The sequence below is a fragment of the Pseudooceanicola sp. NS-SX9 genome (assembly GCF_057380705.1).
Genome location: NZ_JBXXRN010000002.1, coordinates 128,325 through 147,927 on the forward strand (window position 1 = coordinate 128,325; position 19,603 = coordinate 147,927).

General features: G+C 68.2%; 16 protein-coding genes and 1 pseudogene. 15 read left to right on the forward strand and 2 right to left on the reverse strand.

From position 1 onward, the window contains the following. Position 1 precedes the first annotated feature (1 nt). From AC2ITM_RS17525 to AC2ITM_RS17585, 13 genes are read left to right on the forward strand one after another with little or no spacing between them, the layout of a single operon-like run. Positions 2–2,146 carry an acetate--CoA ligase family protein gene (locus AC2ITM_RS17525; RefSeq protein ID WP_486469730.1) on the forward strand — a complete coding sequence of 715 codons (2,145 nt, stop codon included), beginning with the start codon at positions 2–4 and terminating at the stop codon, positions 2,144–2,146. Continuing rightward, positions 2,143–3,339, forward strand: a complete 1,197-nt coding sequence (locus AC2ITM_RS17530; protein ID WP_486469731.1) for an acyl-CoA dehydrogenase family protein — start codon at positions 2,143–2,145, stop codon at positions 3,337–3,339. The genes AC2ITM_RS17525 and AC2ITM_RS17530 overlap by 4 nt, the downstream gene beginning before the upstream one ends. Next, a complete protein-coding gene (locus tag AC2ITM_RS17535; RefSeq protein ID WP_486469732.1) occupies positions 3,336–4,304 on the forward strand; it encodes an acyl-CoA dehydrogenase family protein in 969 nt (322 codons plus the stop codon). Before AC2ITM_RS17530 ends, AC2ITM_RS17535 begins: the two co-directional genes overlap by 4 nt. Then, positions 4,297–5,043, forward strand: coding sequence for an SDR family NAD(P)-dependent oxidoreductase (locus AC2ITM_RS17540; RefSeq protein ID WP_486469733.1), 747 nt, complete (start codon positions 4,297–4,299; stop codon positions 5,041–5,043). The genes AC2ITM_RS17535 and AC2ITM_RS17540 overlap by 8 nt, the downstream gene beginning before the upstream one ends. Next, the gene (locus tag AC2ITM_RS17545) at positions 5,015–6,268 is read left to right on the forward strand and encodes an SDR family NAD(P)-dependent oxidoreductase (RefSeq protein WP_486469734.1); all 1,254 of its coding nucleotides are present in this window, start codon (positions 5,015–5,017) and stop codon (positions 6,266–6,268) included. Before AC2ITM_RS17540 ends, AC2ITM_RS17545 begins: the two co-directional genes overlap by 29 nt. Continuing rightward, positions 6,265–6,927: a carboxymuconolactone decarboxylase family protein gene (locus AC2ITM_RS17550; RefSeq protein ID WP_486469735.1), complete on the forward strand. Its 663-nt coding sequence runs from the start codon at positions 6,265–6,267 to the stop codon at positions 6,925–6,927. Before AC2ITM_RS17545 ends, AC2ITM_RS17550 begins: the two co-directional genes overlap by 4 nt. Positions 6,928–6,975: 48 nt before the next feature. Beyond that, a complete protein-coding gene (locus tag AC2ITM_RS17555) occupies positions 6,976–7,413 on the forward strand; it encodes a tripartite tricarboxylate transporter TctB family protein (RefSeq protein WP_486469736.1) in 438 nt (145 codons plus the stop codon). Between the two features lies 1 nt (position 7,414). Then, positions 7,415–8,938, forward strand: coding sequence for a tripartite tricarboxylate transporter permease (locus AC2ITM_RS17560; protein WP_486469737.1), 1,524 nt, complete (start codon positions 7,415–7,417; stop codon positions 8,936–8,938). Further along, positions 8,931–9,848, forward strand: a complete 918-nt coding sequence (locus AC2ITM_RS17565; protein WP_486469738.1) for an SMP-30/gluconolactonase/LRE family protein — start codon at positions 8,931–8,933, stop codon at positions 9,846–9,848. Before AC2ITM_RS17560 ends, AC2ITM_RS17565 begins: the two co-directional genes overlap by 8 nt. 24 nt (positions 9,849–9,872) lie before the next feature. Further along, positions 9,873–11,084 (forward strand): CaiB/BaiF CoA transferase family protein, encoded by a 1,212-nt coding sequence (locus tag AC2ITM_RS17570; RefSeq protein WP_486469739.1) that lies wholly within the window; start codon positions 9,873–9,875, stop codon positions 11,082–11,084. A gap of 24 nt (positions 11,085–11,108) precedes the next feature. Next, positions 11,109–13,088, forward strand: coding sequence for a 3-hydroxyacyl-CoA dehydrogenase NAD-binding domain-containing protein (locus tag AC2ITM_RS17575; protein ID WP_486469740.1), 1,980 nt, complete (start codon positions 11,109–11,111; stop codon positions 13,086–13,088). Then, the gene (locus AC2ITM_RS17580; RefSeq protein WP_486469741.1) at positions 13,085–13,843 is read left to right on the forward strand and encodes an electron transfer flavoprotein subunit beta/FixA family protein; all 759 of its coding nucleotides are present in this window, start codon (positions 13,085–13,087) and stop codon (positions 13,841–13,843) included. The genes AC2ITM_RS17575 and AC2ITM_RS17580 overlap by 4 nt, the downstream gene beginning before the upstream one ends. After that, positions 13,843–14,760, forward strand: coding sequence for an electron transfer flavoprotein subunit alpha/FixB family protein (locus tag AC2ITM_RS17585; RefSeq protein WP_486467163.1), 918 nt, complete (start codon positions 13,843–13,845; stop codon positions 14,758–14,760). Before AC2ITM_RS17580 ends, AC2ITM_RS17585 begins: the two co-directional genes overlap by 1 nt. Here the strand turns inward: AC2ITM_RS17585 and AC2ITM_RS17590 are convergent. After that, positions 14,703–15,428 carry a hypothetical protein gene (locus AC2ITM_RS17590; protein WP_486469742.1) on the reverse strand — a complete coding sequence of 242 codons (726 nt, stop codon included), beginning with the start codon at positions 15,426–15,428 and terminating at the stop codon, positions 14,703–14,705. The genes AC2ITM_RS17585 and AC2ITM_RS17590 overlap by 58 nt on opposite strands. A gap of 433 nt (positions 15,429–15,861) precedes the next feature. Between AC2ITM_RS17590 and AC2ITM_RS17595 the strand changes: the two genes are divergently transcribed. Then, a complete protein-coding gene (locus AC2ITM_RS17595) occupies positions 15,862–16,794 on the forward strand; it encodes an IS5 family transposase (protein WP_486466497.1) in 933 nt (310 codons plus the stop codon). A gap of 139 nt (positions 16,795–16,933) precedes the next feature. Here the strand turns inward: AC2ITM_RS17595 and AC2ITM_RS17600 are convergent. Further along, positions 16,934–17,467: pseudogene (locus AC2ITM_RS17600) on the reverse strand (ABC transporter substrate-binding protein); the annotation flags it as partial. Positions 17,468–18,923: 1,456 nt separating this feature from the next. Between AC2ITM_RS17600 and AC2ITM_RS17605 the strand changes: the two are divergent. Beyond that, a complete protein-coding gene (locus AC2ITM_RS17605; protein WP_486469743.1) occupies positions 18,924–19,448 on the forward strand; it encodes a flavin reductase in 525 nt (174 codons plus the stop codon). The last annotated feature ends 155 nt before the right edge of the window (positions 19,449–19,603 follow it).

Here is a 19,603-nt window from a genome sequence, read left to right on the forward strand (position 1 = left end):
CATGACGGTTTCCGAAGATACCCTTGGGCGGGGCCTTGATCAGGTGTTCCGGCCGCGATCCATCGCGGTGATCGGCGCCTCGGCCAGCCCGTCGAAGACCGGTGGCCGCCCGGTCAGCCTGCTGAAACAGCACGGGTTTGCCGGGCGCATCCTGCCGGTCAACCCCAAGGCGGACCAGATCCAGGGCCTGCCGGCCTATGCCAGCGTCGCCGATCTGCCCGAAACCCCCGATCTGGCGCTGGTCGCGGTGCCGGGGCAGGGGGCCGTTGACGCGCTGGCGGAACTGGCCGCGCGCGGCACGCCTGCCGCCATCGTGCTGTCCGCCGGTTTCGCCGAACAGGGCCCCGAGGGCATCGCCCGCCAGGATACCCTGACCCGCATCGCCGCCGAAACCGGCATCCGCGTGCTGGGGCCGAACTGCCTTGGCTCCGTGTCGGTGCCCGAACGCGCCATCGGCACGTTCTCGGTCGCGCTGGAAACCGCGATGCCCGCCGAAGGGCCGGTCGCCATCGTGTCGCAAAGCGGCAATATCGGATCGGTGGCGATGAAGATGCTGGGCAGCACCGGGGCGGGGATCAGCCGTTTCGTGGCGCTTGGCAATGAATGCGACGTGGATATTGCCGATGCAATCGCGTGGCTGGCGACGGACGCGGCCACGAAGGTCGTGCTGGTCTGCATGGAAACCTGCCGCGATGCCGGGCGGCTGTCGGCGGCGCTGGCGGCCGCGCGCAAGGCCGGCAAGCCGGTGGTGGTGCTGAAGATCGGCTCCAGCGATGCGGGCCAGGCGGCGGCGCTGTCGCATACCGGCGGGCTTGCCGGTGCGGACCGGGTGTTCGACGCGGTCTTCGAGCGCTACGGCGCGGTGCGCGTGCGCTCGCTCGAGGCGCTGGTGCAGCTGGGATCGGCCGTGGCTTGCCTCGGCCAGCGCAGCCCGGGCACCCGGCCTTCGGCGGCGGTCATCGCGGCTTCGGGCGGCTTTGGCATCATGATGGCGGATGCGGCGGAAAATTCCGGCGTGGCGCTGAACCCCATCGCGGCGGAAACGGCGGCCAAGATCCATGCGGTGTTGCCGCTGGCCTCGGCCAAGAACCCCGTCGATGCCACCGCGCAGATGTCCGCCAACCCCGAGATCCTCGGCCAGCTGGTGGGCACGGTGCTGCAGGATGACGCCAATTCCGTCACCTGCCTGATGCTGGCCTTGGGGCTTGAGATCCCCCGTCTGCGCACCGTCTACATGGACACCCTGCGCGAGCTGACCGCCCGCCATCCCGACCGCTGCCTGGTGGCCTGCGTCGCCAGCCCCGAGGACGCGGTGCGCGAATTGCAGGACATGGGCGTGGCCTGTTTCCCCACCATCGACGCGACGTTCGAGGGGATCGCGGGGCTGGCCCGTGTCGCGGCCGTGCGTGCGGCCGTCCCGCTTGCGACGCCCGACATTGCCGCAGCCATCCTGCCCGAGGACGCGACCCGCAACGAGGCCGGCGCCAAGGCCGCCCTTGCCGCCGCCGGTCTGCCCTTCCCGGTCGAGGATGTCGTCACCGATGCCGCCGCCGCGCTGGCCTCGGCCCGCGCCATCGGTCAGCCGGTCGCGATGAAGATCGTCTCGCCCGACATCCTGCACAAGTCCGACATCGGCGGCGTGTCCTTGGGCGTCGCGCCCGAGGACGCCTCTGCCGCCTATGACCGGATCCTTGCCGCCGTCACCAAGGCTGCGCCCGATGCCCGCATCGACGGCGTGCTGGTGACGCCGATGATCTCGGGCGGGACCGAACTGATCCTGGGCACCACGACCGATGCGATCTTCGGCCCCGTCGTCATGGTGGGCCTGGGCGGCATCTATGCCGAGGTCTTCCGCGACACCGCCCTGCGCGTCGCCCCCGTGACCGAGGCCGAGGCGATGGAGATGGTCAGATCCCTGCGCGCCTTCCCGCTGCTGGCGGGGGCACGGGGCAGCCAGCCTGCCGATCTGGCCTCGGTCGCGCAGGCCATCGCGGCGCTGTCGCGTTTTGCCGTGGCCCATGCCGATACCGTGGCCGAGGTCGACATCAACCCCCTGCTCGCGCGTCCTCAGGGCGCGGTCGCGCTGGATGCGCTGATCGTGCCGCGCGCGCCCCTTTCCACCCCCTCAGCGGAGGCTGCGGAATGAACGTTTCCGTTTCCATGAACGCCCTGCCGGAAGGCGCCCCGGGCACGGCATCCCATGCGCGCAAGTGGCTGGACGCGAACCTGCCGGAAAACCTGCGCACCGACCGCGTGCATGAAAAGCCCGGCACCCTGGCCGAAACCTGCGCCTGGGAGGCGCAGCTGTACCGCGCCGGGCTGATCGGCCTGACCTGGCCCAGCGAATATGGCGGCCATGGCATGGGCCTGCGCGAACATCTGGACGTCAGCCGGGAAATCGGCCGCACCCCCATGCCCGAGGCGGTGAATTCCATCGGCAAGGAACTGGCCGGGCCGATCATCCTGACGGTGGGGCGCGAAGACCAGAAGAAAGAGTTCCTGCCGCGCATCCTGGATATGACCGACATCTGGTGCCAGGGCTTTTCGGAACCCGGCGCGGGGTCCGACCTGGCCGCGCTGCGCACCAGGGCCGAGGAAACCGCCGACGGCTGGAAGATCAACGGCCAGAAGATCTGGACTTCGGGCGCCTCGAAATCCGCGCGCTGCCTGCTGCTGGCGCGGGTGGGCAAGCCCGAGGACCGTCACAAGGGTCTGGTGATGTTCGCCATGCGCCTGGATCTGCCCGGCGTCGACGTGCGCGAAATCCAGTCCATCGACGGCAAGCGCAGCTTCTGCGAGGTCTTCCTGAACGATGTGATCATCCCGCCCGAGGACATGCTGGGCGAGGTCGATCAGGGCTGGTCCGCCGCCAGCCGCGTGCTGTCGATCGAACGCGCCACCAACAGGATGCACCGGGCCTGGCGCTTTGAGGGGGAAATCCACCACCTGATCGCCGCCTGCGGATCGGATGCGCGCACCCGCCCGCTGCTGGCGCGCTACCGCGACGATCTGGCCCGCGCCCAGGTCGAGGCCGAGCTGCTGAAGGGCCATGTCGAAACCCTGGTCGGCAAGCTGATCGAGGGCGAGGAGATCGGCCCCAAGGGCTCGTTCCCGAAACTCTACTGGAGCGAGGCGCACCAGCGGTTCTCGGAGCTGGCGATGGACATCGTGGCGCAGTTCCCGGTCGATGGCGGCCCCGAGCTGATGGGCGCGAAACACCGGATGGAGGATGTCTACCTCAAGGGCCGGGCCGAGACGATCTTTGCCGGCACCACCGAGATCCAGCTGGACATCATCGCCAAGCGGATCCTGAACCTGAAACGGGGAGAGAAGGCATGAGCCTCGACACCGATCTGAGACCCGAGGAATTCGCCGAAACCGCCGTGGCCGTGGTGGCCGATTGTGCCGATCGCAGCCCCCGCGACCGTGCCGCCCTGCTGGCCGAGGCCGGTCTGTCGGGCCTGATCGCGCCGGAAACGGTCGGCGGCCTTGGCCTGCCGGTGGCCTTTGCCGTGCCGGTGATGGAGGCCGCCGCAGGTGGTCGTCTGGCCTTCCCGCTGCTGGAAACCCTGCTGTTGGCCGAGGCGCTGGCCGCCATCGCCCCCGAACGCGCCGAGGCGCTGGCATCGGGTGCCGAGGTCGCGACCATCGCCTGGCGCGGTCTGGCGGGTGATGCGGGCACGGTGGGCGCAGCCCCCCTGGCCACGATCTGCGACAGCGTGCTGGTCTTCGGCCTGGACGGTGCGCGACTGCTGGATACGGCTTCCCTGACCATCACCGAAGACGACAGCTTTGATCTGGAATGCCCCGAGGCGACCGTTGTCGTGCCCGCGGGCCTCGAAGGCATCGCCTTGTCGGCGGATCAGGTCGCGGCCCTGCAGGCGCGGGCGCTGATCCTGCGCACGGCGCTGATCCTGGGCGCGGCCGATGCCAGCCTGAAACTTGCCGCCGATTACGCTCAGGAACGCCGCCAGTTCGGCAAGGTGCTGACCGCCAATCAGGCGATCCGTCACCATCTGGCCCGCGAATGCCTGGGCGTCGAAACCATCCGCAACGCCCTGACCCGCGCCCTGAAGCGCGAGGGGGAAATCCTGCCCGCGCAGGCCGCCTTCCTGGGCGCTGTCGACATGGGCGCCGACGTGGTGGAAAATGCCATCCAGATCCACGGCGGCATGGGCTTTACCTGGGAGGTCGTGCTGCACCGCCACCTGCGCCAGGTCAAGGCGCAGGCCGCGCAGGGGCAGGCGGCTTCGGTGCTGGCGTCGGTGGGCGCGGGCCTGACGGGGGAGGCGGCGCATGTCTGACACTGCTCCCGCCGTTCTGATCACCGGCTCGGGCCATGGCATCGGCTTTGCCGCGGCGGCGGAACTGGCGGCCCGTGGCTGGACCGTCGGCATCAACGACCTGAAAGAGGATTTCGTGGCCGAAGCCGTGGCCCGGATCGAGGCGCAGGGCGGCCGTGCCATCCCCGTGGTGCAGAACGTCGCCACCCGCGACGGCGTTGCCGCTGCCATCGCCATGGTGACCGAGGCCACCGGGCGCCTCGACTGCCTGGTCAACAATGCCGCCTGGGTCCGCTACCAGTCGATCCCCGATGTGGCACCGGAAACCGTGTCGCGCATGGTCTCGATCGGCTTCGAAAGCGTCATCTGGGGCATCCAGGCGGCTGCGGCCGTGCTGCCCGAGGGCGGCACCATCGTCAACGTGGCCTCTTCTGCGGCGTTCCGCTCGGCGCCGAATTCGCTGGTCTATTCCGGCATCAAGGCGGGTGTCACCGGCCTGACGCGGGCCGCGGCGGCGGAACTGGGCGCCAAGGGGATCCGGGTCAACGCCGTTGCCCCCTCGGCCATCCCGACCGAGGGCACCGCCAAGCACCGCTCGGAGGAACGCGACGCGATGCGGGTCCGGCGCACGCCGCTGGGGCGTCTTGGCACGGTCGGGGACATCGCCCGCGCCATCGCCTATCTGGCCGGCCCCGAAAGCGATTTCGTCACCGGCCAGGTGCTGATGGTCGATGGTGGCATCAACATGGGGAACCTCTGAGGTGGCGGCCGCGCATCCGCATATCCCCGGGGTGACCGGGCGGCGCGTGCTGGTCACCGGCGCGGCCTCGGGGATTGGCCTGGCCATCGCGCAGGCGCTGGCTGCGGCCGGGGCCCGGGTGGTTCTGGCCGATCTCGACGGGGCGCGGGCCAGTGCCTGTGCGGCGGATCTGGGGCCCGCGCATGCGGCGGTGCAGGTGGATCTGGCGGATGCCGGTCAGGCCGGCGCGCTGCCGGGCCGGGCCGCGGATCTGCTGGGGGGGCTGGATGCGGTGGTCAACAACGCAGGCCTCACCGATACCTCGCGCCGCTTCCTGACGCAGATCCCCGAGGCCGATCAGGCGCGGCTGGTGGCGATCAACTTGGGCGCCCAGTCGGAGATCGCCCGCGCGGCCGCACCGCTGATCGGGGCGTCGGGCGTGATCGTGAACCTGGCGTCGGGCGCGGCCTTCCGGCCGCTGCTGAAGCGCGGCGTCTACAGCGCCACCAAGACCGGTATCGTCGCGCTGACGGCGGCGCTGGACCGGGCGCTGGCGCCCCGGGTCGTGGCGCTGGCGCCGGGCTTTATCCGCACCGCGCTGGTCGACCGGCTGGTGGCCGAGGGCGCGCTGGATCTTGAGGCCGCCCGCGCCCGCATCCCGCTGCGCCGCATCGGCCTGCCGCAGGACATGGCGCAGGCGGCGCTGTTCCTGCTGTCGGATGCGGGCGCCCCCCTGGCCGGGCACTGCCTGCAGGCCGATGGCGGCACCGGGCTGTCGGCGGGCGGCGAGCTGGGCCCCGATGATCCCTGCGATCTGCCGGGCGCGGGTCTGGCGGTGCTGGGCACCGTCCCTGGACTGGCCGCCGATCACCCCGTGGCCTTGCCCGAGGATCTGGCCCGGCTGCCGCGCCTTTCCGCCCTGATCGACACCGCCCCCCCGCAGGAGGCCACCCAGGCCCTCGCGCGGCTGCGCCGGATCGCCGCCCTGTGCGAGGACCGCCTGGCGGGCCGCGGTTTCACCCTGACGCTGGTCACGGATCCTGCTGGCCCCCCCGAGGCCCAGGCCGCCGCCGCCGCCCTTGGCATGATGGCCAGCACCCTGGCGCTGGAATGGGGCGGGCGCGGCTGGCGGGTCAATACCGTTGCCGCCCGCACCCCCGGTATCGCGGGCCTTCTGGCCTTCCTGTCAGGCCCGCAATCCGCCTATGTGACCGGGCAGGTGATCCCGGCAGGGAGCCCCGCATGACCATGACCCGAGAGGCCCGCAAGGCCGATTTCATCGCCCGCCGCGGCTACTGGCGCCCCTGGACGGAAACCCTGCTGAACCGCGACCCCGAGTTCCTGGAGGCCTATGCGGATTATGCCGCCTATGCCTCGGAAACGGGGCCGCTGTCGAAACGCATGGTGGAACTGGCCTATGTGGCCCTCGATGCCTCGGGGGCGCACATGTTCGGCCCGGGGCTGGAGCTGCACATCGGGCTGGCGCGCAAGGCGGGCGCCTCGGAGGCCGATCTGATGGATGTCTTCCGCCTCTGCGCCGCGCAGGGGGCCGAGGCGACGCTGGCGGCCGAGGCGATCCTGAACGACATGCCGGGTGCGGAGCAGCTGGAGGAGGACGGCGAATACCTGCGCCGCCTCGCCCGGCTGACCCGGCGCACGGAAGGCCCGGCGGGGCTTTCCGCCAAGGAGGCCGCGCTGCTGCGCGTCGCCCTGCACGGGGCCTTCACGGCCCAGGTCCCGGGCGCGCTGCGCCCGGCCATCCGGCAGGCGCAGGAGGAGCGCGCCAGCCTCGCAGAGATCCGGCAGATGCTGCGCCTTGGCGCCCATCTGGCCGTCCATGCCTGCGTGCTGGGCCTGCCCGCCCTGGAAACCGTCCTGTCGGAGGAGACGACAGACGCCACGTGACGCAACGAGGGACCCTTCGCGGTCCGGGAGGATAAGATGTTGCAACACTTGAAAAAGAGACGCGAAGACCTGCTGGCTGGCGTGCTGACACTGGCCCTTGGGATCTACATCCTGTTCCAGTCCCGCAGCTACGACATCGGCAGCCTGCGCGACATGGGGCCGGGCTATTTCCCGATGCTGCTGGGGGCGATCCTGTGCGCGCTCGGGCTGTGGTTGCTGGTGCTGTCGACCCCGGACGAGGACGCGGCCTTTGCCGCCAAATCCGATCCGCGCGGCATCGTGCTGCTGGCGGCGGCCTTCCTGGGCTTTGCGCTGACGGTGGAACGCTTCGGGCTGATCCCGTCGATCTTCATCGCGGTGCTGCTGGCGGCCTTTGCCGACCGGCGCACCACCATCATCGGCGGCCTGACGCTGGCCGTCGTGACCGCCGTCATGTGTTTCCTGGTCTTCCGCGTGGGGCTGGGCCTGCAGCTGGAGGCCTTCTGAGATGGACGTTCTGCACAACCTGGCCCTGGGCCTTTCGGTCGCGGCCTCCTGGCAGGGGCTGATGTATTGCCTGATCGGCGTGTCGCTGGGCACCTTCGTGGGCGTGCTGCCGGGCATCGGCACCATGGCGACGCTGGCGATGCTGCTGCCGATCACCTACCAGCTGACGCCGCACATGGCGCTGATCATGCTGGCGGGGATCTACTATGGCGCCTCCTACGGGGGCTCGATCGCCTCGATCCTGCTGAACCTGCCGGGCACCGCCACCGCCGCCGTCACCGCCATCGAGGGCTATCCGATGGCGCGCAACGGGCGTGCGGGCGTGGCGCTCTTCACCTCGGCGATCTCGTCCTTCGTGGGCTCGACCTTCGGGGTGATCCTGCTGATCCTGTTCGCCGTGCCGCTGGCCAACCTGGCGCTGAAGTTCGGGCCGCAGGAATATTTCGCGCTGATGCTGCTGGGGCTGATCGCGGCGGCGCTGATCGGGTCGGGGCGCACCATCCGCTCGCTGGCGGCGGTGACGCTGGGGCTGACGCTGGGCCTTGTTGGGCTGGATCTGAACAGCGGTGTCGCCCGCTTTACCTTCGGGATGCCGCAGTTCTATGACGGGCTGTCGCTGGTGTCGGTTGCCATCGGCCTGTTCGGCCTGCCCGAGATCATCGCCAATGCCGGCCGAGAGGTGAAATCATCGGTCAAGGCAAGCGAGCTGTCGCTGCGCACCATGCTGCCCACGAAACAGGAATTCGCCCGGATGCCGGGGCCGATGGCGCGCGGTTCGCTGATCGGGGCCTTCTTCGGCGCGCTGCCGGGCACCGGCGGGGTGGTGGCGACCTTCATCTCCTACGCGATGGAGCGCAAGATCACCCGCCATCCCGAACGCTTCGGCAAGGGCGCGGTCGAAGGGGTGGCGGCGCCGGAATCGTCGAACAACGCGGCGGTGCAGGCGGCCTTCATCCCGACGCTCAGCCTCGGCATCCCGGGCGATCCGGTGATGGCGATCATGCTGGGGGTGATGATGGTGCACGGCATCCTGCCGGGGCCCAACGTGATCTCGGGTTCGCCCGACCTGTTCTGGGGCCTGATCGTCAGCTTCGTCATCGGCAACCTGATGCTGCTGGTGCTGAACCTGCCGCTGATCGGCATCTGGGTGCGCATCCTGTCGATCCCCTACAAGATGCTGTTCCCGGTCATCGTGGCCTTCGTCTGCATCGGCATCTATTCGGTCAACTTCCAGGTCATGGATGTCTACGTGCTGCTGTTCTTCGGCTTCCTGGGCTGGGGCATGAAAAAGCTGAACTTCGAGGTCGCGCCGCTGCTGCTGGGCTTCGTGCTGGGCCCGATGATGGAGGAAAACTTCCGCCGGGCGCTGGTGGTGTCGAACGGGCATCTCGACAGCTTCTTCACCCGTCCGATCAGCTGCGCCATCATGGTCATCACCATCGCCATCGTGCTGTGGTTCGCCGTCAGCGGCCTGCGCGGCCTGATCCGCGGCGGTGCCACGCAGGAGGCGCGGGGCAATGCATGATCTGAGCCACCGCCCCGAACTGGCCGACCATGGCCTGCGCGTCACCCGCCTGACCGACACCCCCGATGCCCTGGGCGAAAGCCCGCTGTGGGATCCGCAGGCGCAGGTGCTGTGGTGGATCGACGGGGTGGCGGGGGTGCTGCGCAGCCTGGCGTGGCACCAGGGCCGCTACGTTCCCGCCGGGCACCATGCCTTCGGAGAGCATCTGGGTGCCGTGGCCCTGGCGTCCGAAGGCTGCCTGCTGGTCGCCGGAGAGCATCACGTCATGCTCTTCACCCCCGACCAGCAGATCCGCCTTGTCGTCCTGCATGACGAGGCCGCCGATCCCGCGACCCGCCTCAACGATGGCAAGATGGACCGGCAGGGCCGCTTCCTGTGTGCCGGCATGGGGCGGGGGGCGGAACCGCTGGGCGCGCTCTATCAGGTGGGCTGCGGCACCCGGCGCGTGCTGGGGGGCGGGCTGAAGGTCGGCAACGGGCTGTGTTTCAGCCCCGATGGCCGGACGCTCTATTACACCGACACGCCCGAACGCTGCGTCTGGGCCTGCGACTATGATCCCGAAACCGGCACCCCCGGCGAACGCCGCCGCCATATCGACACGGCGGGGCTGGGATCGGGCGTCGACGGGGCGACGGTGGATGCGCAGGGGAACCTGTGGGCCGCGCTGATCCGCAGCGGGCAGATCGGCTGCTTTGATCCCGCGGGGCGGCTGATCCGGCTGCTGCCCGCGCCCAGCGACCTGCCCTCCAGCCTGACTTTCGGCGGGCCGGGGATGGAGACGCTCTTTGTCACCTCGATCCGCGATTCCGGCACCGGGCGCGCGGTCTCGGCCCACCCGATGGGCGGGCATCTCTTTGCAATCGAAGGGCTGGGGGTCCGCGGACTGCCCGAGGCCCGCTTCCGCGCCTGAGCGGCCGCAGGAAAGGAGACACCGATGAACGACGCAAGCCAGGGCTTCGGGCCGCTGAAGGGCCTCAAGGTCATCGACATCGCCACCATCATCGCCGGGCCCTTCGCGGCCTCGCTGCTGGCGGATTTCGGCGCCGATGTGATCAAGTTCGAAATGCCGGGGCCGGGCGACGGGCTGCGCTTTTTCCCGCCGTTCCGCGATGGCAAGCCGCTGTGGTGGAAGGTGACCAACCGCGGCAAGAAGCACGGCACGCTGGACCTGCGCAAACCCGAAGGCGCGGCGATCCTGAAGGAGCTGCTGAAGGATGCCGACGTGCTGGTGGAAAACTTCCGCCCCGGTACGCTGGCCCGCTGGGGTCTGGACCGCGATACCCTGTGGGAAATCAATCCGAAACTGGTGATCCTGCGCGTCACCGCCTTCGGCCAGACCGGCCCCAACGCGCCCCAGGGCGGTTTCGCCCGCATCTTCGAGGCGATGGGCGGGCTGACCCATATCACCGGCGAAAAGGACCGCCCCCCCGTGCATCCCGGCTATCCGATCGCCGATGCTTTCGGGGGCCTCTTCGGGGCGTTCTCGATCCTCGCCGCGCTGCATGGCATCGACCGCAACCGCCTGAAGGGCGAGGAAATCGACCTCGCCCTGACCGAGGCCACCTTCCGGCTGCTGGAAAACCTGGCCATCGAATATGATCAGGTGGGCCAGGTGCGTGAACGCGATGGCAACCACAACCAGTACACCGCCCCCGCCAATGTCTACCGCACCCGCGACGGGCGCTACGTGACGATGACGGGATCGACGCAAAGCACCTTCAAGGCCAATGCCCGCGCCATCGGCCGCCCCGATCTGATCGAGGATCCCCGCTTTGCCACCAACCCGCAGCGCCTGCAGTGCAAGCCCGAGCTGGACGCGATCTTTGGCGCCTGGATCGGCGATCATGACCTGGACGACGTGCTGGAAACCTTCCGCGCGGTCGGCGGGGCCATCGGGCCGATCTATTCCGCCGAACAGATCTTTGCCGATCCGCATTTCCAGGCCCGGGAGCTGATCACCGAGGTCGAGGACGAGGATTTCGGCACGGTGCGGATGCAGAACGTGGTGCCGAAGCTCAGGAATGCCCCGGGCCGGGTCCGCTGGGCCGCCAAGCATGTGGGGGCCGATACCGACGAGATCCTGAAGGACCGCCTGGGCCTGTCGCCCGAACAGATCGCCGCGCATCGCGCCAGCGGCGTCATCTGAGCCCCCGAGACAAGGAGAACCGACATGACCGCTCCCCTCACGCGGCTGGAGCGCCGCGACGATATTGCCATCCTGACCCTCGACCGGCCGCCGGTGAATGCGCTCAGCCATGCGCTGCGGATCTCGGTGGCGCAAAGGCTGGACGAGCTGGCCGCGATGACCGGCATCACCGGGCTGGTGGTGGCCTGCGCCGGGCGCACCTTTGTCGCCGGTGCCGAAATTTCCGAGCTGGGCCAGGTGCTGCGCCCGATGCTGCGCGATCTGATCGACCGGCTGGAGGCGCTGCCTTACCCCTCGGTCGCCGCGATCCACGGCACGGCGCTTGGCGGCGGGCTGGAACTGGCGCTTGGCTGCACCTGGCGCGTCGCGCTGGCAGATGCCAGGGTCGGCCTGCCCGAGGTCCGTCTGGGCCTGCTGCCCGGCGCCGGCGGCACCGTGCGCACGACCTATCTGGCGGGCGCCGACGTGGCGCTGTCGCTGGCCGGGACCGGCCGCATGATGGGCGCCGAAGAGGCCCAGCTGCACGGGCTGATCGACGCCCGCGTCGACCATGACCTGCTGGACGGCGCCATCGCCTTCCTGAAGGCCCGCCTGGCCGAAGGCGCGGCCCCCCCGCCGGTGTCCGCGCGCAAGCCCGCGATGCCCCCCTGCGATCCCGCGACCTTTGATCGGATCGCGGCCGAGAACCGCCGGGCGACGAAATCCACCGCCTCGGATCTGGCCGCCGAGGCGATCCGCAAGGCCGTGGCGCTGCCCTTCGCCGAGGCCATGGTCGCGGAACGCGCGCTCTTCGATGACGCGGCGGGATCGGCGCGCTCGGCTGCACTGCGCCACCTCTTCTTCGCGGAACGCGAGGCGGTCAAACCCGATACCGCCGAGGCCGCCGCCACGCCCCGCCCGATCGAGACCGTGGGCGTCATCGGCGCGGGCACCATGGGGGCGGGCATCGCCATGGCCTTCGTCGATGCGGGTCTGACGGTGCATCTGCGCGAAACCAGCCCCGAGGCGCTGGAGCGCGGCCTGAAGCGCATCCACGACACCTATGACCGCGCGGTCGCCAAGGGACGGCTGGCCGATCACAAGGCCGCCGACCGCAAGTCCCGCGTCCTGGGCACGCTGAGCGCGCAGGATCTGGCGCAATGCGATCTGGTGGTCGAGGCCGCCTTCGAGGATATGGGCGTCAAGAAGACCATCTTCGCCGAGCTTGACGCGGTGCTGAAGCCGGGCGCGATCCTGGCGACGAACACCTCGTATCTTGACGTGAACGAGATCGCCCGCGCCACCTCGCGGCCCGGCGACGTGGTGGGGCTGCATTTCTTCTCGCCCGCCAACATCATGAAACTGCTGGAAATCGTCCAAGGCGCCGAGACCACGCCCGATGTCATGGCCTCGGCCCTGAAACTGGCGCGTCGGCTGGGCAAGCAGGCGGTCGTCGCCGGTGTCTGCCGCGGCTTCATCGGCAACCGGATGCTGATGGCGCGCACCAATGCGCTGACGCCGCTGCTGATGGATGGCGCCACCCCGCAGGCGGTGGACCAGGCATTCCGCGATTTCGGCTGGCCGATGGGCCCGTTCGAGATGCAGGACCTGGCGGGCCTCGACATCGGCTGGCGCAACCGGCAGTCGATGGGGGTGACGGATGCCATCCCCGATGCGCTCTGCGAGGCCGGTCGCTTTGGCCAGAAGGCCGGGCGCGGCTGGTATGATTACGGACCCGAGGGCAGGGCGCTCTCGGACGAGGTGCAGGCGCTGATTGCCGCCACCCGGGCGCAGTCCGGCGTCACCCCCCGCACGCTTGACGCGGCCGAGATCCTGGCCCGCACCCACCGCCCGATGATCGAGGAGGGCCAGCGCATCCTGCAGGAGGGCATCGCGCGGCGCGCCTCGGATATCGACGTGGTCTGGGTTCATGGCTACGGTTTCCCGCGCGATCGCGGCGGTCCGATGTTCTGGGCGGCGCAGGGCGATGTGCCATGGAAGACCAAGGAAGGTGTAGACGCATGAAGATCCTCGTGCCCGTGAAGCGGGTCATCGACTACAACGTGAAGGTCCGCGTGAAGGCGGATGGCAGCGGTGTCGATCTTGCGAACGTGAAGATGTCGATGAACCCGTTCGACGAGATTGCCGTGGAAGAGGCGATCCGGCTGAAGGAAAAGGGTATCGCGACCGAGGTTGTTGCGGTTTCCATCGGCGTCAGGCAGGCGCAGGAAACCCTGCGCACGGCGCTGGCGATGGGCGCCGACCGCGCCATCCTGGTGGTTGCGGCCGATGACGTGCATCAGGATATCGAGCCGCTGGCCGTCGCCAAGATCCTGAAGGCGATCGTCGCCGAAGAGGCGCCGCAGCTGGTCATCGCCGGCAAGCAGGCCATCGACAACGACATGAACGCCACCGGGCAGATGCTGTCGGCGCTGCTGGGCTGGTCCCAGGCGACCTTTGCCGGCGAAGTGGGCGTCGAGGGCGATGCCGCCACCGTCACCCGCGAGGTCGACGGCGGCCTGCAGACCATCAGCGTCAAGCTGCCCGCGGTCGTCACCGCCGACCTGCGCCTGAACGAGCCGCGCTATGCCTCGCTGCCCAACATCATGAAAGCCAAGAAGAAACCCCTGGCCGAAAAGACCGCGGCCGAGCTGGGCGTCGACGTGACCCCGCGGCTTGAGATCGTCAAGACCTCGGAACCCGCAGCGCGTCAGGCCGGCGAGATGGTGGCCTCGGTCGACGAGCTGGTGTCGAAACTGAAAGAGAAGGGGATCCTGTGATGGCTGTCCTGCTGCTTGCCGAGATCAACGAGGGCGCGCTGGCACTGGATGCCACCGCCAAGGCCGTGACCGCCGCCCAGACGCTGGGCGATGTGACCGTGCTGTGCCTGGGCGCCGCTGCCGGTGCCGAAGCCGCCACCATCGCCGGTGTGGCGAAGGTGCTGGTGGCCGAGGACGCCGCCCTGGCCCACCGCCTGGCCGAGCCCGTCGCGGCGCTGATCCTGTCCCTGGCGCCGGGCTATAGCCACATCGTGGCGCCGGCGACCTCGGATGCAAAGAACATCCTGCCGCGCGTGGCGGCCCTTCTCGACGTGATGATCCTGTCTGATGTCACCTCCGTGGTGGATGCCGATACGTTCGAGCGCCCGATCTACGCGGGCAATGCCATTCAGACTGTGAAATCCAAGGATTCGGTTAAGGTGATCACCTTCCGGACCTCGACCTTCGAGGCGGCGGGCCTGGGCAACGCCGCCCCGGTCGAGACGCTGGGCGCCGTGGCGGATCCGGGCCTGTCGGCCTGGGTCGAGGACAAGGTTGCGGCCTCGGACCGGCCCGAGCTGACCTCGGCGAAGATCGTCGTCTCTGGCGGGCGCGGCGTTGGCTCGGAAGAGGATTTCGCACTGATCGAGGCGCTGGCGGACAAGCTGGGCGCGGCAGTGGGCGCCTCGCGGGCGGCGGTCGATTCGGGCTTTGCGCCGAACGACTGGCAGGTTGGCCAGACCGGCAAGGTCGTGGCACCCGAGCTGTACGTGGCGGTCGGGATTTCCGGGGCGATCCAGCACCTTGCGGGGATGAAGGATTCGAAGGTGATCGTGGCAATCAACAAGGACGAAGAGGCGCCGATCTTCCAGGTGGCCGATTACGGCCTGGTCGCGGACCTGTTCGCCGCCGTGCCGGAGCTGACCGGCAAGCTGTAAGGCCCTGCGAAGACGATGAAAAGGCCCGCCACGGCGGGCCTTTTGCATGCACGCTCAGGCGCGGCGGCATCGGCATGGTCGGTGTCGGCCCTGGCTGTACCCGGCATCCGTTCGGTCGCGACGATGGTATCGAGCGCATCAGTCCAGGTCGAGGGCGGCGGAAAGACCCGCGCCGCATGAGAGGCATCCCACATTTCGGCATCGCTTTTCGGCGGGGTCTTGAAGGTCTTGGTGTTGTAGATCAGGCCGCCGGTCCACAGCAGGTAGCCGATGCCGCGCCCGTCGGCGCCGGTGCGGAACCGCGGATCGACATCGGCAAGGTTCGGCAGCTTGTTCAGGTCGGACCAGGTCAGCAGGCTGAGCGTTTTGTCGGTGATATCCTGGCTGCCGACGGCGCGCACCAGGGCCGGGGTGGCAAGGCTGGCAGTAAATCCTGCGGCGCCCATCAAGATCCCGCGGCGGCTGAGTTCCAAGGGCATGGTCCTATGCACCATCGAAGGGGCGCATGCGGTCACCCGACGGGCCGTCACAGGAACAGGTCGGGTTTTGATAGAACCGCACTTATTCGGATCCGGGTCACCTGATAAGGCGACGAGATTTTCTATCGGGACAGATTTTGATCGGCGCGGCGTCCGATCATGTCCGATTTTCCAGATGGCATGATGCAACCCTGTGCGCCGGATCCAGCCATGTGCATCGTTTGACGCCCAATCGTAAGATCAGCCATGCTTGAAACACCCGCGCGCATCGAACCCTGCGGTATCGAAGAGGCCGTCCCCGTCGAACTGACGGACCTGATCCTGGAGATCCGGTCGGCGGCGGAAACGCTCGGGCGCAGACTGCACCCGGACAGCGCGGCCGAGTTGCGGGCGATGACCCGTATCATGAATGCCCACTACTCGAACCTGATCGAAGGGCACAACACGCGGCCCCGGGACATCGAAGCGGCGCTTGCAGGTCATTTTGATGCGGTTGAAAACCGTCCCCTGGCCGAGGAAGCCGCAGCCCATGTGCGCGTGCAGGACTGGATCGATGGGCGTTGTTGCAGAACTCAGCCGGTGAAGGATTCACATCGGGAATCCATGCGGTTAGACGCGCTGCATGAGCAAGCCCAAGCCCGCCCGCTACCACACGACAAACTGGTCTACCTACAACGATGCGCTCAGGAAGCGCGGGTCACTGCTGATCTGGCTGAACAAGGAGATGGCCTGGCACGCGCCGCATGAGGGACGCCCAGGGCGCCCGCCAGTTTTCTCGGATGCCGCGATCCAGTTCTGCCTGTCGATCAAGGTGCTGTTCAAACTGCCGCTCAGACAGACAGCCGGGATGGTCGCGAGCCTCCTGCGGCTCGCAGGACTGGACTGGCCCATTCCCGACTACTCGACGCTGTGCCGTAGGCAGAAGACCCTCAAGGTGCAGATCCCCTATCGTCGTGCCGACGGGCCGCTGAATCTGCTGGTGGACAGCACCGGCATCAAGTTTCTTGGCGACGGCGAATGGCAGGCCCGCAAGCATGGTGTTCAGGGTCGTCGCCAATGGCGCAAGGTGCATCTGGCAATGGACACTACCACTTCGGATATCCGGGCCGTTGAGTTCACCCCCAGCCGGGAAGGCGACAGCCCCATCCTGCCAGACCTGTTGGGCCAGATCCCCGAGGACGAGGACATCGGCACCGTGACTGCGGATGGCGCCTACGATACCCGCCGATGTCACAGCGCCATCATCGCACGCGGCGGCTCGGCAATCATACCGATCCGAAGGAACGGTCGGGCTTGGAAAGAGGACTGCCCGGCTGCCAAGGCGCGCAACGAAACCCTGCGCGCCACACGTCACTACGGCCGGGCGTTCTGGAAACGGTGGACCGGATACCACGCTCGCAGCCGCGTGGAGGCCAAGATGCGCTGCATCAAGTCCTTCGGCGAGCGCATCGCTGCAAGGGACCCCGATCGCCAAACCGCCGAAATCCACATCCGCGTCGCTCTTATCAATCGCTTCAACGCGCTCGGCACCGCCGAGGTTGTTCGCGTGGCCTGAGCCTGAACGGGAAAGGGGCACTCACGTCTCAGGCCGCCTTTCTGCAACAACGCCCATCGGCATGGTCGGTGTCGGCCTTGCCCGCACCCAGCATCCGTTCGGTCGCGACGATGGTATCGAGCGCATCGGTCTAGGTCGAGGGCGGCAGGAAGACCCGCCCCGCATGAGAGGGATCCCACATTTCGGCATAGCTTTTCGGCGGGGTCTTGAAGGTCTTGGTGTTGTAGATCAGCCCGCCGGTCCACAGCAGGTAGCCGATGCCGTGCCCGTCGGCGCCGGTGCGGAAGCGCGGATCGACATCGGCAAGGTTCGGCAGCTTGTTCAGGTCGGGCCTGGCCAGCAGGCCGTCATCCGCCAGCGTGATGGCGCCGACGCCCGCCAGGGTGATCACGTCATAGGCTGGGCGGCTGCCGCTGGCGCGCAGCTTGGCCACCATCTCGGAGGTGCTGCCGGTGCGGTCGGCGATGACCCTGGCGCCGGTGGCCTGCTCGAACGGCTTGACGATCTGCTCCAGCACGGCCAGCCCGGTGTTGTCGGACCAGGTCAGCAGGCTGAGCGTCTTGCCGGTGAAATCCTGGCTGCCGGCGGCGCGCACCAGGGCCGGGGTGGCAAGGCTGGCGGCAAACCCTGCGGCGCCCATCAGGATCCCGCGGCGGCTGAGTTCGAAGGTCATGGTCGTCTCCTGTGCATCATCGAAGGGGCGCGTCCGGTCACCCGACGGGCCGTCACAGGAACAGGTCGTAGCCAGCGGCTAGGTTTGATAAAACTGCACTTATTCGGATCCGGGTTTCATCCGAATGCAACAAGTTTTCAATCTGGGCAGATTTTGATCGGCGCGGAGTCCGATCCTGTCCTGTCCGATGTTCCGGAAGGCGTGATGCGACCCGATGCGCCGGATCTGGCCTGCTTTTAATATTACATAATTCAGGTTATAAACAAAATTTCCGCTCGATAGCCGCAATGAAAACGACCGTCTAAAGGGTTTGGGCCAGATGGATCATCTGCGGGCAAGCCCCCATCTTGCCGTTGCGGCGCGTCACGCCGCGCCAGCCGCGAGAGGGCGATTTTGCCGTGCTGTGGATTGTGGCGCGCGATCCACGGCACGGTGGTGGGGGATTTCCGTTCCACAGTTCAGCTCCCCGGTCTCGGCCTGAGCGAGCCGGTTGTGAGCGATGCAGACGTGGCCTGCCAGATCGCCGGGAGCCTCGGGCCTGCCCACATGCGGCCAGATCGCCGGGCACCACCGCAAGCCCCCGGTCCGCCTTGCAGTTTTTGCGACAGATGCTTGAAATCCCTTGCCTGACCTGGCTGATGCGGATCGCGATGCCGAAGCTGACGCCAACACTTTCCACGAACGCACCTTCGCAATCGGCCCTGTGCAGTTCGACCCGCTGACGGCCAAGCACCCGCAGGACCAGTTCTGGGAACCCGGACTGCTTGCCCTTGATGAGGCCTTAGGCACATCGATGGTCCGCGCGACGCCCCGGGCGGTGGTGATCCCGCATTCCGCAGCCAGGCTCCGAAGCATGTTAATCAACTGGCTGCGCTGTCGAACAACGACGTGCGGTGCAAGGAGAGAAGCGTCTGCTGGTCCTCGGACCTGATCTCGACAAACCGCATTGTTGGCCGCGTTAAGGCCGCGCAAATGACCTTTTCATGGTTTGCAGGCTTCCGCGGCCACGGACCTCCTCACCGTCGGACGTGCCGCGTTTCAGGTCAGTTTTGACCTACAGCGGCGGCATCAGCCGGACAGTATGACCGGGTTACGCAAGCCCGCGGCCCCAATGGTGGCTACAGGCGCAGGCGTCGATGCGGATGAGGCAGGGCGACATGGCCGAGGTCCCTCGCGGGGGCTGGGGCGCAGCGGCGGGATGTCCCTTTGGACGCTGCTGCAGATGCTTTTGGTCACGGCCCCCGGTCTGACCGGGCCAGGGGGCATGCCGCCGGGGATCTTGGTCGTGACGCGCCGCGACACCGATCACCCGGCTGAAAGGCGCCACCTTCACCACAGAGAACCCGGCCCCGGCTGATCACGCCTCTGGAAACTTCATCGCCCCCGTGCCGCTTTCTCACTACACCCCGGAGCGCAGACATGGTTGTCTGCCGCGACAGACAGGAAAGGCCCCGCCATGAAACTTGAGGACGCTCAGGAAACCCCGCCGCAGGCGCTTGCCCGCGTATCGCTCGATCTCTTCCGCGAGGGCATGTCGCGCCTGGCGGGGGCGGTAAACATCGTCACTACCGACGGCCCCGCGGGGCGCGCGGGCTTCACCGCCTCGGCGGTCTGCTCGGTCACCGCCGAACCGCCGACGCTGCTGGTCTGCGTCAACCGCTCAGGCAGTGTGGCGACGGCCTTTGCCGGCAATGACGCGCTCTGCGTCAACACCGTCGGGCCGGATCACCAGGACCTTGCCATGCTCTTCGGCGGCAAGACCCCGATGGAGGACCGCTTTGCCCAGGCCCGCTGGCGCGAGACCGCGACCGGCGCGCCTGCGCTTGACGGCGCGGTGGTGTCCTTCGACTGCGAAGTCACGCAACGTCTGGATGTCGGCACCCATACCGTCATCTTCGCCGAGATCGTCGGCGTCGTCACCGCCCCCGGGGTCACGGCCTCGGCCTACTGGAACCGCAGGTTCCACGCCCTGGAGTCCTGATCGCCGTCGCAGGCGAAGGCTTGCGCGGAACCCCGCGACACCCCTAGATTGATTGCGACAGACGGGCTCGATGCCAGGGCCCGTCCCCCCTGGTTCCGGTGACGTGACGATGGCCGATCCCGCCCCCCTGCCCCCGTCCTGCCACGGCGGGGCCT

Excerpts from the sequence above, each read along its gene's own strand:
- AC2ITM_RS17525 (WP_486469730.1), top strand. The coding sequence starts at position 2 with ATGACGGTTTCCGAAGATACCCTTGGGCGGGGCCTTGATCAGGTGTTC.
- AC2ITM_RS17530 (WP_486469731.1), top strand. The coding sequence starts at position 2,143 with ATGAACGTTTCCGTTTCCATGAACGCCCTGCCGGAAGGCGCCCCGGGC.
- AC2ITM_RS17535 (WP_486469732.1), top strand. The coding sequence starts at position 3,336 with ATGAGCCTCGACACCGATCTGAGACCCGAGGAATTCGCCGAAACCGCC.
- AC2ITM_RS17540 (WP_486469733.1), top strand. The coding sequence starts at position 4,297 with ATGTCTGACACTGCTCCCGCCGTTCTGATCACCGGCTCGGGCCATGGC.
- AC2ITM_RS17545 (WP_486469734.1), top strand. The coding sequence starts at position 5,015 with ATGGTGGCATCAACATGGGGAACCTCTGAGGTGGCGGCCGCGCATCCG.
- AC2ITM_RS17550 (WP_486469735.1), top strand. The coding sequence starts at position 6,265 with ATGACCATGACCCGAGAGGCCCGCAAGGCCGATTTCATCGCCCGCCGC.
- AC2ITM_RS17560 (WP_486469737.1), top strand. The coding sequence starts at position 7,415 with ATGGACGTTCTGCACAACCTGGCCCTGGGCCTTTCGGTCGCGGCCTCC.
- AC2ITM_RS17565 (WP_486469738.1), top strand. The coding sequence starts at position 8,931 with ATGCATGATCTGAGCCACCGCCCCGAACTGGCCGACCATGGCCTGCGC.
- AC2ITM_RS17570 (WP_486469739.1), top strand. The coding sequence starts at position 9,873 with ATGAACGACGCAAGCCAGGGCTTCGGGCCGCTGAAGGGCCTCAAGGTC.
- AC2ITM_RS17575 (WP_486469740.1), top strand. The coding sequence starts at position 11,109 with ATGACCGCTCCCCTCACGCGGCTGGAGCGCCGCGACGATATTGCCATC.
- AC2ITM_RS17580 (WP_486469741.1), top strand. The coding sequence starts at position 13,085 with ATGAAGATCCTCGTGCCCGTGAAGCGGGTCATCGACTACAACGTGAAG.
- AC2ITM_RS17585 (WP_486467163.1), top strand. The coding sequence starts at position 13,843 with ATGGCTGTCCTGCTGCTTGCCGAGATCAACGAGGGCGCGCTGGCACTG.
- AC2ITM_RS17595 (WP_486466497.1), top strand. The coding sequence starts at position 15,862 with ATGAGCAAGCCCAAGCCCGCCCGCTACCACACGACAAACTGGTCTACC.
- AC2ITM_RS17605 (WP_486469743.1), top strand. The coding sequence starts at position 18,924 with ATGAAACTTGAGGACGCTCAGGAAACCCCGCCGCAGGCGCTTGCCCGC.